Below are 14,272 nucleotides of genomic sequence, written 5' to 3'. Positions count from 1 at the left end.
TGGGACGTTACTCGACGGTGAGGCGCATCGTCACCGACGCCCCGGCGGCCAGCGCGTCGACGAGTTCGCGATCCAGATCCGCCGCAGCGGCGTCGGCGTCGATCATGACCGTTCGGTCGTCGACGTACTCGCTGGTCCGGATCACTAGCGAGCGGTCGTTCTCGAAGGAGAGTTCCGGGTGCCCTCGACCGGTGATTCGGGCCTCGTGGTCGCCCGTCGAGAGTGTGGCCGTGATTTCGGCGGTAGCGTCCTGACACGCCTCGACGAACGCCGGATCGAAATCCGCGGGAACGCGATCGGCCTCGATCCCGACGATGCAATCCCCGGCCGGGGTAAGGAAGTCGTCGCTCGTGAGTTCGAGCGTGCTCTCGTGGCTGGCGGTGACGTTCTCGTGGCCATCGGCGTGAATCACTTCGTCCATACACGTCGGTTCGGTTCGGCGCACTTCAGCCGTCTGATCCAGCTGATCGTCTCCGAAAATGGCGTGGCTTCGCGAGAATCCACCTATTCAGTCGCCCGTTCATCGACGAGTTCCTCTTCGATGTTCGTCTCGCTGAAGTAGGCGGCAAACCGGACGCCGACGAGGCTGACGACGATCCCCGCGATGAGGAATATTGCGAGTCTGGTCCCCGGTGCAAGCGTAAATCCTTCGACGGTGACGACGCCGAGATCGATCGACGAGACCGTCACCGCCGCGAACACTGCGGCCCGTTCGAGGAAGTACCCGGTGACGCCACGGACGACCAGGCCGACAGCGACCACGCCAAACGGCAGGTTGAGGTAGGCGTTGCGGACGCCTTCCCGACGGAGCAACTCATCGAGCAGTCGGCCGGTACTCGCTGCCAGGGCAGCCGCGGTCAGCCAGGTGACGCTATCGAATCCGAACCGCATCGCCAGGATGAGGATGCTATCGGAGGCCGTCGCCGAGACGCCAAGCGCGCCGACGAAAAACCCGATCAACGCGAGGCCCACGGCGACGACATACGTCACGAGTGACACCTGTCCGGAATAGAGTGCGTTGTGTATCTGGCCGGGCAGCGTCTCGACGTACTCGTCGATCCCAAGCCCCTTGTACAGCAACAGGAGGCCAACAGCTGCCGCGATCGCTCCAAGCGCCATCGTCACGCTGTTGACCACCAGCAGGAGGATCGGCATCGCGAGCAGCGCGGCCCCGATCGGCACTAAAACGGTCTCGCGAAGTTCCTCGTCGGCCAGGAACTGCTTGAGTAGGTAGTACGTCGACTCGATGTCCCGGGCCTGCCGGACCACCACGCGGTCGACGGCGTCGACGGGGACCCGGCTCTCGATGATCGGGACGAGGCGCTCGTCTTCCGTGCTGTCGGTGACGACGATCGCCGAGTCCGGCTCGTGAGCGGAGAGCAGTTGCTCGGTCTGTCTGGCGACCGACCGGCTCACGCCGACCGTCTCGCCGTTCCCGGAGATCACGGCTACAGTTACCGCTTCGTCGTCGGCTTCGAGATCGCGGGCGACGCGCAACCCTTCGAGCAGACAGTTGACCCGACTGTCCTCCGGGTCGTCGACGCCGAACTCGGTGACGAGCGATTCGACTGCCTCGGTCCCGACGATCGGCGGGTCCGCGACGCTCGCCAGGTCACCCCCGCGGTCCAGGCACACCACCAGCGTGCTCACAGTTTATCGGACGCTACCGATCCATAAAAATCCCAAGCAACCCGCCAAACGAGAATGAGTGGCGAAAAAACTTACAGCAGTCCCGTCTTCTGGAGTTTCATCAGGTCCTCGGTATCGAGGGTTTCGCCGTCCTTGAACTCCTGGTAGATCTCCTCGGCCTCCTCGCGGGCGGCTTCCTGCTCTTCCTCGCGGCGCGAACGCTCTTCTTCTTCCTCTTCCTTGTCGAGTTCGCGAAGCCGTTTCTGGACGCGCACGAAGTCCTCGTGGTGCTGATCGGCTGCCTCCTGGGCCTCGACGAACTTCTCGTGCATCTCGTCGGCCTCGTCGCGGATCTCGTCGGCCTCGCGATAGGCCTCGATCATCTCGTTGTGATGTTCCTGGGCTTCGTCGGCGAGTTCGGTCACCTTCTGGTGGTGTTTACTCGCTTCGGAGCGGATCTCCTGGGCCTCGGCCTTGATCTCATCGATGTCGTCGGTCTGCTCTAGCTTTTCCTTGCGCTCGGCGAGCTTCTCGCGTTTGGCCTCGATCTTCTCGATGAGTTCCTGCTCGTCCTCGGAGGAAAGTACTTCAGTCTGCTGTTTGAATTCGAGGTCCTCGATCTCGTCTTCGAGTTGGTCGACGCTTTTGCCCTCGTCGAGCTCCATCTCCTCCTTTTTGTCCTCGACCTCCTCGAACAGCTCGTTGGCCTTCGCGTTGAGCTCGTTGCGCTTTTCCTTGTGTTCCTGGACTTGCTCGTTGAGCTCGTCGCGCTTCTCGCGGTGCTCCTGGGCCTCGTCGACCTTCTCGCGAGTTTTCGCGTTGAGGTCGTCTCGATCCGAGGCGCGCTCGGACGCCATCTGATTGAGATCGTTCCGTCGATCCCGGAGCTGCCCGGCGAGCTTGATAAGTTCGCCTTTCGATTTGGTTTCGAGGTCTTCGTCAGTTACCGATACGTTCTTTGATTCATCAATCGAGTCTGTCATGATTACTCCTCTGTGCCATTCCCGCTCCGGCGTTCGACAGTACAGTCGCTACCGACTTGCTTTCGCCTTATAACTAGATTCCCTGTCATTTTGGGCGTCGCACGATACTGCCGAACGCTCGGGGCGTTCAGGTATCTCGTATTACAGGAGACACTCATTTAAGTATTCCGGTGAATGCGGCCAGTGGTTCGGCGTATCACACGCCTCAGGCCTCCTCTCCGTGGATGTTAACCACTCACACGGACGTTTATAAGCGGTAGGTGTTCGTGGCCGATCGGCCCGTGAGCGAGAGGGTGACGAATTCGGCGTCCGTGGGTATCGAGAGTGACGCGACTGTTTTGCGACTGTCGGCACCGACCGAGACCGCCGTTTCGTCGGTATCGCCGTCGATGTCCCACGAGAGATGGCCGACGACCTCGCTCGGGGTGTCATTGAGGACGACAACGTCGGATTCAGCGCCAGGGGAAGGCTCCGCGAGCACGGCCTGGACCGGCTCGAAGGCGTCGGTGAGTGCGTCATGTGCTTGTTTGGGTTTGCCGTTACGGGTCAGGACACCCATCCCAGCGTCCGAGAGATCGCGAAGCGAGGCAGCCACGATCACATCCGACGCTCGCAATCGGAGTCGTTCAGTGATTGTTTTGATAACGGACCGCTGATAGGCCTGTGACGGTTCGATGCCGCCGGAAACGTGTGTGTCGTGGATCTCCTGGTCGAACCCGGCCATGTTCTCGGGATCCGGGACACCGATGGAACCGGCACCGTACTCGCCGACGATCGCCTCGAGCGCGGGATGCCGATCCAGCAGTTGGTCGACGTCGGCCGCGTCCCCGTACTTCCACCCGGGATACAGCGCTGTCGCGTCAGGTTCGATCCCCGGCGGTCCGACGACGGGAAGCGCAACAATCTCGTCGGGAACCGCCTCCGCGACGGTTTCGGCGGGTTCGTGGTCGTAGTCCGCTCGAAACCGTCGCCATCGCAGGCGGAGTCGATCGAGAAGACCCGACCCGAGCGCACCGTCACTCAGTGAGATCGGGTCGTCGTGGACGCTGATCGCTGCCAGCCCGGGGTGGTGATCGTACGCGGAGACGATCCGATCGACCAGTGTTCGGCCGCGCTCGATGTCGAACGGTCCCGGCCCGGTCAGCGGGAGATCCTGCCAGACGAGCACACCGGCCTCGTCGGCCGCCTCGTATACTGCCGGCGACGGGACGTGTGCGTGAGCCCGGACCAGGTTGGCGTTGAGCCCGACCGCCTGCTCGATATCCGCCGGTTCAGCCGCGAGCAAGCCGACGCCCCGGGCTGTGATTGGGGTGTCGTTGACCCGGATTCCATCGTTGTCATCGTAACGGATCGAGCATAGGCCCGTCGTCAGCGTTCGTTCGTCGTCGCCGAGTTTCGCCCGGAGAACGTACCGATTCTGCTCGCCGAGGTCGTGGGGCCACCAGAGTGCCGGATCCCGAACGTCGATCGTGTACTCGACGGTCGTTCGCTCCCCGGCCGCCGCCGTTACCGACGTGCGGTCCATCATTCCCCGGCCCCGTCGTGATCCTTCGGGTTTGACGGAGAAGGTGACGCGATCCTCGAGATCCGTCTCGGCCAGGATAGTCGTCCGCACTTCGAAGCGCGCGCCGTCGTCGTCGACTCGTGGTCGAGCCGAGAGATCGAGGATGTGAGAGTCGGTGTAGGTCGCGATGTCGGCATTCCACCAGATACCGGGGACGGCACGTTCGTCCGGGACGTCGTCGGTCTCGTAGCTCCCGCCGAAGCGATCGTCAGGCCGTCGACATTCGACGACGAGTTCGTTTTCGGGCGCAAGCGCCCCGTCGAGCCGGAGTCGCAGCGGCTCGAAGTAGGTGTCGTGCTCGCCCAGGAAGGTATCGTTCAGCCAGACGCGAGCGTGTGCGTAGACGCCCTCGAAGACGACCATCGCGTGCTCGTCACCGTCTCTCGGGTCTTCGAACGTCGATCGATACGCCACGGCGTCGCTACCGGCGAAATCCGCCGGCCGCCCCGGCACCTCGACCGGCTCCCAGGTCGCCGGAGCGGGCTGGTCGCCGCCCGGCTCGACTGTCGCAGCCCGCCACTCGTTCACCATACGTGTGGCGGGGGCCGCCGTCGGCATATCCTTTACGTACGCCGACTCGTCCCGACCGGTTGTCGAGTTTCCGTGCCGTCGTCCGTCACTTTCAGTTTCACTCCGGGGTTGGCGCGCCTTCATGTCCCCTGGGGACACAGTGATACATATGCTTGAATCGCTCACGCCGACCTGTGAGGCCGACGGGTGTGATCAGCGGCTCCACCGTGACGATCGACAGATCGTCTACGAGTCGCCGGGCGGGACCCGCCACGTCTACGAGTGTTCGTGTGGGGCCGTCACGGTCACCGTCGCCCGGTAGAAGCGTCCCCGGGACGGCTTCCCGACCGCAACACTCAACCACTCCGTTCGACTAGCCGGCGTATGACCGAGACCGCCGACGGCGCGTGGGTAAGTCTCTTCTCCGGCGGCAAGGACTCCTCGTGGGCACTGTATCGGGGGCTCGAAGACGGCCGTCCCGTCGAGCGACTCCTCACCGTTCACCCGGCCGGCGATTCGTACATGTATCACGTCCCGGCGACGGAACTGGCTCGCCTGGCTGCCGAGAGCGTCGACATTCCACTTCTGGAAGTCGAACCCGCTGATTTCGGGGCGGGGGATGTGACGGACGCCGGCGCGCAGGGCGACCGCGAACTCGAACCACTGGCGGCCGCCCTGGACGAACTCGACACCGAACTCGACGGCGGAATCGCTGGAATCGTCGCCGGGGCTGTCGAGAGCGAGTTCCAGACCAGTCGCATCGAGCGGCTGGCCGACCGGCTCGACGCGGAGCTGTACGCCCCGCTTTGGCAGCGCGATCCGGTTGATCTCGCGGAAGCGATGCTCGAAGCCGGATTCGAAATCCGGATCGTCAGCGTGTCGGCGGCCGGTCTCGACGAATCCTGGCTCGGCCGGCAACTCGATGCGGACGCGCTTGCCGAACTTCGTGAACTCAATGCCGAATACGGGGTTCACATCTTGGGCGAGGGCGGCGAGTTCGAGACGCTGGTCACGGACGGCCCGCACATGGATCGCCCGATCGAACTCGAATACACGACTGAGTGGGACGGCACCAGGGGCTCGATCCGGATCGAGAACGCGCGGCTGGGGTAACGAAGGGAAACAGACGTCGGCCCGACGCGGGGACGCTCACTCCCAGATATCGGGGCCGTATCCGGTCCGAACGATGGCGACGCGATAGCCGAAGAAGATGACGATGATGCCCGCGAGTTCGACCCAGAACTCGAGTGGGCCGACGATCCTGTTCGCGATAGTCAGCGTCAGGTACGCCAGAGTGACCATCACGGCGTAGTGTGGGGCGAGATCGCGAATCAAGTCGGTGTTCATCACTCAAGCGTTGGGGAACGTCCCCCATCAACGTTCGCTCCGGAACCGATCGTCCGGCCGCCCTACATTCCGTTGGTGATCTCGGTGTGGGCCCCGATGAGCGCCCCGGCGAGATCGAGATGTTCGACGTGCGTCTCCTCGTCGATGATCGAATCCCGGATCTCACAGTCCCGGATCGTCGCGTCGGCGAAGACGATCGAGTCCTCGACGGTCGAATCGACGATCTCGCCACCAGGGAGGACGTGTACGTTGCCCCCGATTTCTGCGTTCTCGACGGTCGCCGAGCTGGCGATCACGCTGTCCCCCTCCAGGGCCCACTGGATCGCGTCGAGATAGCTCTCCGGCGTGCCGATGTCGAACCACGCACCGTCGAACGTGAAGGCGTGGACATCGCCACGGTCGACGAGCCACTCGATGAACCAGCCCGGCTCGTCCGGGTTGTTGCCACCGTCGAGGTACTCCTCGAAGCGGACGTCTTCGGCGGGGAAGCCGTAGCACGCGATCGAGACCAGCGTACTGTCCGGATCGTCGGGTTTCTCCTGGAAATCGACGACCTGGCTGCCCTCGACGTTGATGAGTCCGTAGGATTTCGCCCGCTCGCGCGAGCCAACGTCGTAGGCGGCTAGCGTGGGCGCGTCGTTGCGTTCGAAGGTATCGATGAACTCGCTCAGGTCGAAGCTGATGAGATTGTCACCGGCGACGACAAGCAGATCTTCGCCGTGCAATCCCTCGCGGTCGACGAGTTGGGCAAGTGCTCCGATGACGCCGAACTTCTCGTCCTCCTCGACGGTCTCCTCGACCGAGAGCGTCGGTTTCTGGAAATCCGTTTCGGCGATGTGATCGAGGAAGTCGTCGGCGAACCGTTCGTTAGTCGAAACGTAGACGTCCTCGATTCGGTCGTCGGATTCTAGTTCCGCAAGGACACGATCGATGACGGTCGTGTCACCGATCGGGAGGAGCATTTTCGGGCGGTTGCGGGTCACGGGCCACAGCCGCGTGGCGTAGCCACCAGCGAGTACGACGGCTTGCATGTACGCTCACTCGCGGTCACCTCCAAAGTGTTTTTTCCATTCCTCTCCCCGAGGGACGGCTTCCGGTTGCTCTTGCCGGATATCCGGTTGGCCCGTTCGTTTTCACTGGCTGAGAATGGCCCGTTGGATTATGCCGATACTCGCCCAACGTATATGTAACAATGCCCGGTATGCGCGCTGAAATCGAAGTCCTCTCCCCGGATGCCTGTCCAGTTGCTGGTCTCTCAGAACAGGCGGATGGCCCCCTCACGTCCGTGTCTCGGGCCGGCAACGCCGAGGGAACGGTTACCGAGGAATTCACTGTCAGCGGCGACGCTGCTCTCACCGACGACCGACTCAGTCAACTCTTCGAATACCGGTCTGCAAGCGTCTATCGATTCCACCGGGAGCCACTGGACTGCGTCTGTGAGTTCGTTGAGGACCACGACCACCCTATCTCTGAGATCCGGGCCCAGGATGGGTCGCTGGTCCTTTCGTTGCATCTGACCACGATTCAGGATCTGCGAGACCTCGTGACGGATCTTCGGGAACAGTACGGCGCCGTCCGTATCCGCTATCTCCTGCAGGTCGAAAGCGACGAGGAAGGGAGTACGGACGTGATCCCGATCGATCGCAGCCGACTCACCGACCGCCAGCAGGAGGTCCTCGAGACCTCCTACCGGATGGGCTACTTCTCGTATCCTCGCGACGCCAACGCGACCGACGTCGCCGCCGAACTCGGCATCGACGCCTCGACCTTCACCGAGCATCTCGCGGCTGCCCAGTCGAAGCTGATGGACGAACTCCTCGCCGAAATGTGATCTGTCTGGGTCCGTCCGGCGACGGTATGGATTTCGCGATTTCCCATTCGGGTATGCGGATTCTCGAAAGCTGAGAGTTTTGGCTGGCCTTATTTATTAGGGTGATAGATCGACAGCTACGATGCACGTTGCAGACGACGTCACGGAGTTTATCGGCGACACACCGCTGCTCAGACTCGACGATGGAACCGGGACGACGGTCCTGGGCAAGGTCGAATCGCTCAATCCCTATTCGGTCAAAGATCGGATCGGCAAGTCGATGATCGAAGTTGCCGAGGAGACGGGTAAGCTCACCGAGGAGACGGTCGTGATCGAGCCGACGAGCGGCAACACCGGGATCGGCCTCGCAAGCGTCTGTGCCGCGAAGGGGTACGATCTTGTGCTCACGATGCCCGAATCGATGAGCGAGGAGCGCCGGCAGTTGCTCGCCGGTCTCGGTGCCGAACTGGAACTCACGGACGCCGACGGCGGCATGGGTGGGGCGATCGACCGTGCCCACGAACTCGCCGACGAATACGACGACGCGTTCGTTCCCCAGCAGTTCGAGAATCCCGCAAATCCCGCCGCACACCGTGACGGAACTGGCCCGGAACTGTGGGACGCCACCGACGGGGAACTCGACGCGTTCGTCGCCGGCATCGGCACCGGCGGAACGATCACCGGCGTCGGGCAGTTCCTGCGGGACGATATCGAAGCTGACGTTGACGTGATCGGCGTCGAACCCGAAGATTCGGCCGTCCTCTCCGGCGAGGAGCCCGGCAGCCACGGTATTCAGGGGATCGGTGCCGGGTTCGTTCCGGAGATCCTCGAGATGGATCTTCTCGACGACGTCGTGACTGTCACGCGCGAGGAGTCGATCGACGAGGCGCGTCGGATCGCCAGCGAAGAGGGACTTGCGGTCGGCATCTCCTGTGGCGCAGCGGCCCACGCAGCCACACAGGTCGCAGCCGATTATCCCGACGATGCCGTCGTCGCGACAGTGTTGCCGGACACGGGCGAGCGGTATCTCTCGACTGATCTGTACGCGACGGACTAGCGACGTCGGTCGTCTGTCGTCTCAGGAGGACCAGCTCGACATTGTTCTATCCTGCGTGTGTTCCCGAGCGCCCCGGACGTACCTGTACAAATTTATAAGTATCTGCCATGTATTTAATCAAACGGATATATCATGGCAACTGACCCGTCACACAATCGGCGACTCAACGAGTGGTACGAGGAACGGATCGGACAGCCGGCGACTGACGACGAAGTGACCGGCTACTGGATATTCGTTCTCGGCTTATTGGTTGGAATACTCGGCATCTTTATGGTGATCATCAGCGACCCCGCCTCCGCACTCCGTGGCTGGGGGATCGTCGCCGGCGCGCTCGCGCTGGCGCTGCTTGTCGCCGGTCCACTCGTTCGACTGCCGCTGGATCAGTACGCGTCGATTCTGATTATCGTCGGGTTGATCGTGAGTATCGCCGGTGTCCTGTGGTTCACGATCGCGTACCCCGACAACTGGCGGCCCCAGTCGAGTCCGATCATCACCGTCTACGCGGTCGGCCTCCTGGTGATGGCTGTCGGCGGTATCTTCGCGCCGCTGTTGACGACTCGCTCCGAGCACGAAGCGAACCGCCTACAAGGGGAACTTGCGGACACGATCGCGGATGAGTCTGACTTGGCTCGATCCATCACCGAACTCCGGGCGGCACTCGAAGACGCCGACGCCGACGAGGACGATCTCGCTGCCGAGATCGACCGACTTCGAGCGGATTTGGCTGATACTACCGCCGATGAAGCGGACCTCTCGGCCCAACTCCGGACATTGCGGACGAGTCAGTCCAGGTTCGAACTCTACGAGGATACCGGCGGGGAGTGGCGCTGGCGTCTCCGGCATTCCAACGGCAATCTGATCGCCAACGGCGGCGAGGGATATACCCGGAAACACAACGCCCAGAAAGGGATCGCGGGTGTCCGCCGGGACGCTCTCGGCGCGGAACTCATGTTGATAGCATCTGAGGACGAACTTCCCGCGGAAGACGAGACTTTCGAACCGGTCGAGGAAGTCGAGAGCCAGGCCGCCTTCGAGGTCTACGAGGACAACGCCGGCGAACATCGGTGGCGGCTCCGTCACGACAACGGGAACATCCTGTGTGATTCGAGTGAGGGCTACGATTCCCGGAGCAACCTCACGCGGGCGATCGACAGGATCAGAGCGTACGTCGGCCCGGCGGCGTACCTCCGGTTCGATCCGACCGCCTTCGAGATCTACGAGGACAATGCCGGCCAGTATCGCTGGCGGCTGGTCCACCGCAACGGCAACATCCTCGCCGACGGTGGGCAGGGATACTCGCGATATCACGACGCCAGGCGTGCCGTCGATCGGATTCGGGATGATCTCGACAGCTACGAGTTCGAGATCTACGAGGACAACGCCGGGGAGTATCGCTGGCGGCTGACGGCGAGCAACGATCAAATCGTCGCCGACAGCGGCGAGGGCTACACCGACCGTGACGAAGCCGAAGCTGCTGTCGAGCGCGTCGAGACGTACGCACCCGACGCCGACGCCCTCGACGTCGGTCCGACTGCTTTCGAGATCTACGAGGATTCCGGCGGGGAGTGGCGCTGGCGGCTCCGTCACCGCAACGGCAACATCCTCGCTGACAGCGGCCAGGGCTACGACGATCGCTCGAACGCTCGCGACGGCATCGAGAGCGTCAAGCGCAACGGGCCCAACGCCGAAATCGAAGAGGCCTGACCGCCGAAACCGGACTGACTACCGGGCTCACTCAATTTTGACCGCGCAACGTGGACCGTGGTATTTTATTCACCTCGGGACCGAGACGCTGGTATGATCCTCTCGGACGCGGACATTCTCGACCGGCTCGAAGCGGGCGAACTCGTGGTCGAGCCACTCGACGAGCCCGATCTCCAGATCCAGCCAGCCAGTATCGACCTCCGACTCGGTCGGGAGTTCCTCGAATTCCAGCACGCCAACATCCCGTGTATCCACCCGACGAGCGAACAGGAGGTCGCCGAGTACGTCGAAGAAACGGTCGTCGAGGAGGGCGGCGAGTTCATCCTCCATCCTGGCGATTTCGTCCTCGGCACGACCAAGGAGACCGTCGAGATCCCGGACGACCTCATCGCCCACGTCGAGGGGCGCTCGTCGCTTGGCCGTCTTGCGGTCGTGGTGCATGCGACAGCGGGACTGTGCGATCCCGGCTATCGGGGCCAGATCACGCTCGAACTCTCGAATCTCGGCACCGCGCCGGTCGCGCTCACGCCGGGTATGCGCATCTCCCAGTTGACGTTTACCGAGTTGAGTAGCCCCGCCGAGCGGCCCTACGGCGAGGAGCGCGGTTCGAAGTATCAGGGTCAGAAGGGGCCACAGGCGTCCCGGATACAGGGGGACAGGGAGTTCGGAGGCGACCAATGACGACGGTCTTGTCCGTCGAGATGTCGCCGAGAAACGACCGTGTGTTCGGAGGCGATCAATGACGACGATTGTGTACGCCGGAACGTCGCCGAGAAACGACCGTGAGTTCGGAGGCGACCAATGAAATTCGTCGAGGAGGTGGTCGTCGAGGAGTTCCTGCCGACGTTCCGGTCGATGCTCGCCGAGCGCCTCCGGGATCGCGGGCTGACTCAGCTCGAAGTCGCCGACCAGTTGGGGATCAGCCAGAGTGCGGTCTCGAAGTACGCCCACGGCGAGGTCGAACGCAACGAGTCGCTGCTCGAAGACGATCGCCTCCAGGAACTGACCGACAGCCTCGCTGACGGACTGGCCGCCGGCGAGGTTAGTCCCGTCCAGGCGTTGGCCGAGGCGGAGGTGTTCATCCGACAGCTCGAACAGGGCGACTTGCTCGCACAGCTGCACAAGGAGGCGTTCCCGTCGCTGGCTGAACACGGTGGGACGCTTGCGATTCACGATCCCGAGAGTCGCGTCCGCCAGTCCGAACAGGTCCGGTCGTCGGTCCGGCGGGGACTGGGGATGCTGGAAAACGCCAGCGGGTTCGCCAGACTGATTCCAGCCGTCGGGTCGAACCTCGTCGAATGTCTGCCCGACGCCGGCGGTATCGACGACGTGGTTGCCGTCCCCGGTCGGATCCTCGACGTCAAGGGACGGGCGGCGGTTCCGGGTGACCCCGAGTTCGGCGTGAGTGAATACGTCGCAAGCGTGTTGCTCGCCGCACGCCGGCACGGAAGCGACGCCCGCGCGACGCTGAACGTCGCCTACGAGCCTGCAGTTGTCACCGCCCTGGAGGCCCAGGGCCACACTGCCGTGGAGTTCGACGCCGAGGCGGAACTCGATGCGGCGTTCGATGCCGTCGATGTCGCCGGTGCCGACGTCCTCTACCAGACGGGGGGATTCGGGATCGAGCCGATCGTCTACGTGCTGGGGGCCGATGCGCCCACCGTCGTCTCGTCAGTTCGGGAGATCGTCGACGAGGTGTAACACATGACCGACGTCCGGGCGGTACAGCAGTTTTACGGCCGCTGGGCGCGGTACTATGACCTGATCGCGTCGGTGCCACTCGTTGATTCCTGGCGACGTCGAGCCGTCGACGCACTTGCCCTTCAGGCGGGAGACGTGGCGGTCGAGATGGGGTGTGGAACGGGTGCAAACCTGCCATTGTTACGCGAGCGGGTCGGTCCGACGGGGCGAGTGATCGGTGTCGATCTCACGCCCGGCATGCTCTCGGAAGCACGCCGACGGGTCGATCGAGCCGGCTGGTCGAACGTCCACTTGTGTCTGGGTGATGCGACGTGCCCCCCGATCACCCCAGGCGTCGACGCTGTCCTGGGGACGTTCGTCGTTGGACTGTTCGGGGACCCGGCGTCAGTGATCGACGAGTGGCTTGATCTGGTCGATCCGGGCGGTCGGCTCGCGGTGCTCGAAGCCGGATCGACCGACCGATGGGTTTTGAAGCCGCTGAACCTGGCGTTTCGGGCATTCACTCGCCTTTCGGCACCGTCGAACCGAGGGGCTGTCCAATCGCCCGCGGTCACCCTGGACGGGCGGATTCGATCGGCGGCCGATCGGATCGACGCCCGGACGACCGGGACGATCCAAAACACGCTCGGACTGGGGTTCGTGCACCTCTGGGCCGGGCGTCGGGTCTGACCCCGCCCAGTCCGGGACCTGAACGCTTATCTGATTCGCCCGCCCACCTTCGAGAGATGGATTCCCGAGGGTTGGTTACTTTTGCCATCCTGGTACTCGTTGTGACGGCCGGCTGCAGCGGTCTCGGCGACGAGACGGACGCCCCGACGCTGACGCCCGCACCGGTGCCGGACGCCGACGTACACGAACAGGTTGTCACGCCGTCGGTCCCGACGGAGTCGGTGGCGACGTTCACGCCCGAGAATCCGTCGGCAACCGGACCGCTCGGCCTTCGAGACCAGCGTTCGGTCAGGACCGCGCTATGGCGACTCCGGACCGTGCTTGACGTGGGGGCCATCGAACCGACGGTCGTTCGTCAGTTCGGCCTGTCCAGACCCGTCGACGCGGGTTCTCTCGGGACGTCGGATGCCGTCACCGGATCGCTTGGGCCGACGGTGGACACCGGTGGCGTTCCGCCCGGCCGGGTCGACAGCGAGAACGCGACGGTCCGTCTCCTGCGAGGCATGTACGAACCGTCGCGCCTGGAGTACCATCTCGCATATCTGCACACGCGATTTCTTCAGGATCGACTCGGCTGGGCGGACGCACTCGCGAGACACGACAACGGCACTCTCGACAGGCGGCTGGTTGCGACCGCGTTGGATCGCGGCGCCAGCGCGTATGCGGCCGACGCCTACGCCGCGCAGTACTCGCTGTCAGTCGATACTCCCGTCCGCGAGTGGCAGTTCGGCTGGCTGGACTCACCCTGGCTGGCCCGGGCCGCAGTCAGGGCCGGATACGACTACGCCGGTGGGCAGATCACCGCTCCGGACTCGCTGGGACAGCTGTACACTGAGCCGCCGAACACGACCGAACAACTCCTCCATGGGTTGCCGCCGGGAAGCGAACCGCCCCAGCCCCTCGAGGTAACTCTCGTGGGGACGGGTGACTGGAACCGGGTCGCGACGGAGCAGTTCGGCGAACTCGGCATTCGGGCGCTCCTTTCGACACGGATCGACGGTGACGAGGCCGACAGGGCGGCCAGGGGCTGGGGGAACGACCGATTGCTCGCGTTCGAGGACGGGACCACGTCCGGGGTTGTCTGGGTGACGACCTGGGATCAGCCCAGCTACGCGGAGCAGTTCCTCGCTGGCTACCAACAGTACGCGGCGGCGGGCAATCCGCCACAGACGTCCGCGCTCACCCGCCCGGGCTCAAAAGCAGTGGTTGTCACCGCAGGTTCGTCGGCGTTTGTCGAGGGCGTCACCGTGGCGGGCGACAACGAGTCGGTTTCGGTGTCGTTGTCGGAGTGAGGCCAC

At 63.6% G+C, this 14,272-nt stretch carries 15 protein-coding genes; 9 read left to right on the top strand and 6 right to left on the bottom strand.

Annotation, left to right across the window (positions count from 1 at the left end; all coding sequences use genetic code 11):
- Positions 1-7: 7 nt before the first annotated feature.
- The 4 genes from HBNXHr_RS09320 to HBNXHr_RS09305 form a co-directional block, all read right to left on the bottom strand.
- Positions 8-421, bottom strand: coding sequence for a DUF371 domain-containing protein (locus HBNXHr_RS09320; protein WP_275736955.1), 414 nt, complete (start codon positions 419-421; stop codon positions 8-10).
- 83 nt (positions 422-504) lie between these two features.
- Positions 505-1,650 carry a DUF373 family protein gene (locus tag HBNXHr_RS09315; protein WP_275736954.1) on the bottom strand — a complete coding sequence of 382 codons (1,146 nt, stop codon included), beginning with the start codon at positions 1,648-1,650 and terminating at the stop codon, positions 505-507.
- Between the two features lie 71 nt (positions 1,651-1,721).
- Positions 1,722-2,612, bottom strand: coding sequence for a coiled-coil protein (locus tag HBNXHr_RS09310; RefSeq protein WP_275736953.1), 891 nt, complete (start codon positions 2,610-2,612; stop codon positions 1,722-1,724).
- A gap of 247 nt (positions 2,613-2,859) precedes the next feature.
- Positions 2,860-4,707: a hydrolase gene (locus HBNXHr_RS09305; protein WP_275881920.1), complete on the bottom strand. Its 1,848-nt coding sequence runs from the start codon at positions 4,705-4,707 to the stop codon at positions 2,860-2,862.
- A 148-nt stretch (positions 4,708-4,855) separates the two neighbouring features.
- Here HBNXHr_RS09305 and HBNXHr_RS09300 point away from each other — a divergent pair, with 148 nt between their 5' ends.
- Together HBNXHr_RS09300 and HBNXHr_RS09295 are read left to right on the top strand one after the other, a co-directional pair.
- Positions 4,856-5,008, top strand: a complete 153-nt coding sequence (locus HBNXHr_RS09300) for a hypothetical protein (RefSeq protein WP_275736951.1) — start codon at positions 4,856-4,858, stop codon at positions 5,006-5,008.
- A 62-nt stretch (positions 5,009-5,070) separates the two neighbouring features.
- A complete protein-coding gene (locus HBNXHr_RS09295) occupies positions 5,071-5,799 on the top strand; it encodes a diphthine--ammonia ligase (RefSeq protein WP_275881919.1) in 729 nt (242 codons plus the stop codon).
- 36 nt (positions 5,800-5,835) lie between these two features.
- Here the strand turns inward: HBNXHr_RS09295 and HBNXHr_RS09290 are convergent, their stop codons facing one another.
- Both HBNXHr_RS09290 and HBNXHr_RS09285 read right to left on the bottom strand, forming a co-directional pair.
- On the bottom strand, positions 5,836-6,033 hold the full coding sequence (locus tag HBNXHr_RS09290; protein WP_275736949.1) for a hypothetical protein: 198 nt from the start codon (positions 6,031-6,033) through the stop codon (positions 5,836-5,838).
- A 62-nt stretch (positions 6,034-6,095) separates the two neighbouring features.
- Entirely contained in the window at positions 6,096-7,064 is a 969-nt protein-coding gene (locus HBNXHr_RS09285) for an NDP-sugar synthase (RefSeq protein WP_275881918.1), read from the bottom strand.
- Positions 7,065-7,234: 170 nt separating this feature from the next.
- Here HBNXHr_RS09285 and HBNXHr_RS09280 point away from each other — a divergent pair, with 170 nt between their 5' ends.
- From HBNXHr_RS09280 to HBNXHr_RS09250, 7 genes are all read left to right on the top strand, one after another.
- Entirely contained in the window at positions 7,235-7,864 is a 630-nt protein-coding gene (locus HBNXHr_RS09280) for a helix-turn-helix domain-containing protein (protein ID WP_275881917.1), read from the top strand.
- Positions 7,865-7,985: 121 nt separating this feature from the next.
- Complete coding sequence (gene cysK, locus HBNXHr_RS09275) at positions 7,986-8,900, top strand: cysteine synthase A (RefSeq protein ID WP_275881916.1); 915 nt, start codon at positions 7,986-7,988, stop codon at positions 8,898-8,900.
- A 132-nt stretch (positions 8,901-9,032) separates the two neighbouring features.
- Positions 9,033-10,604, top strand: coding sequence for an HVO_2922 family protein (locus tag HBNXHr_RS09270; RefSeq protein WP_275881915.1), 1,572 nt, complete (start codon positions 9,033-9,035; stop codon positions 10,602-10,604).
- Between the two features lie 93 nt (positions 10,605-10,697).
- Positions 10,698-11,285 (top strand): dCTP deaminase, encoded by a 588-nt coding sequence (gene dcd, locus HBNXHr_RS09265; protein ID WP_275736944.1) that lies wholly within the window; start codon positions 10,698-10,700, stop codon positions 11,283-11,285.
- Positions 11,286-11,405: 120 nt separating this feature from the next.
- Positions 11,406-12,305, top strand: a complete 900-nt coding sequence (locus tag HBNXHr_RS09260; protein WP_275881914.1) for a thiamine-phosphate synthase family protein — start codon at positions 11,406-11,408, stop codon at positions 12,303-12,305.
- Positions 12,306-12,308: 3 nt separating this feature from the next.
- Positions 12,309-12,974: a methyltransferase domain-containing protein gene (locus HBNXHr_RS09255; protein ID WP_275881913.1), complete on the top strand. Its 666-nt coding sequence runs from the start codon at positions 12,309-12,311 to the stop codon at positions 12,972-12,974.
- 56 nt (positions 12,975-13,030) lie between these two features.
- Positions 13,031-14,266, top strand: a complete 1,236-nt coding sequence (locus HBNXHr_RS09250; RefSeq protein ID WP_275881912.1) for a hypothetical protein — start codon at positions 13,031-13,033, stop codon at positions 14,264-14,266.
- The last annotated feature ends 6 nt before the right edge of the window (positions 14,267-14,272 follow it).

This window comes from Halorhabdus sp. BNX81, from assembly GCF_029229925.1.
Taxonomy (GTDB): domain Archaea; phylum Halobacteriota; class Halobacteria; order Halobacteriales; family Haloarculaceae; genus Halorhabdus.
This window is presented reverse-complemented; position numbering and strand designations above follow the sequence as displayed.

Coding starts and splice junctions, on each gene's coding strand:
- HBNXHr_RS09260 (WP_275881914.1), top strand. CDS start 11,406: ATGAAATTCGTCGAGGAGGTGGTCGTCGAGGAGTTCCTGCCGACGTTC.
- HBNXHr_RS09285 (WP_275881918.1), bottom strand. CDS start 7,064: ATGCAAGCCGTCGTACTCGCTGGTGGCTACGCCACGCGGCTGTGGCCC.
- HBNXHr_RS09305 (WP_275881920.1), bottom strand. CDS start 4,707: ATGGTGAACGAGTGGCGGGCTGCGACAGTCGAGCCGGGCGGCGACCAG.
- cysK (WP_275881916.1), top strand. CDS start 7,986: ATGCACGTTGCAGACGACGTCACGGAGTTTATCGGCGACACACCGCTG.
- HBNXHr_RS09295 (WP_275881919.1), top strand. CDS start 5,071: ATGACCGAGACCGCCGACGGCGCGTGGGTAAGTCTCTTCTCCGGCGGC.
- HBNXHr_RS09250 (WP_275881912.1), top strand. CDS start 13,031: ATGGATTCCCGAGGGTTGGTTACTTTTGCCATCCTGGTACTCGTTGTG.
- dcd (WP_275736944.1), top strand. CDS start 10,698: ATGATCCTCTCGGACGCGGACATTCTCGACCGGCTCGAAGCGGGCGAA.
- HBNXHr_RS09290 (WP_275736949.1), bottom strand. CDS start 6,033: ATGAACACCGACTTGATTCGCGATCTCGCCCCACACTACGCCGTGATG.
- HBNXHr_RS09280 (WP_275881917.1), top strand. CDS start 7,235: ATGCGCGCTGAAATCGAAGTCCTCTCCCCGGATGCCTGTCCAGTTGCT.
- HBNXHr_RS09270 (WP_275881915.1), top strand. CDS start 9,033: ATGGCAACTGACCCGTCACACAATCGGCGACTCAACGAGTGGTACGAG.
- HBNXHr_RS09320 (WP_275736955.1), bottom strand. CDS start 421: ATGGACGAAGTGATTCACGCCGATGGCCACGAGAACGTCACCGCCAGC.
- HBNXHr_RS09300 (WP_275736951.1), top strand. CDS start 4,856: ATGCTTGAATCGCTCACGCCGACCTGTGAGGCCGACGGGTGTGATCAG.
- HBNXHr_RS09255 (WP_275881913.1), top strand. CDS start 12,309: ATGACCGACGTCCGGGCGGTACAGCAGTTTTACGGCCGCTGGGCGCGG.
- HBNXHr_RS09310 (WP_275736953.1), bottom strand. CDS start 2,612: ATGACAGACTCGATTGATGAATCAAAGAACGTATCGGTAACTGACGAA.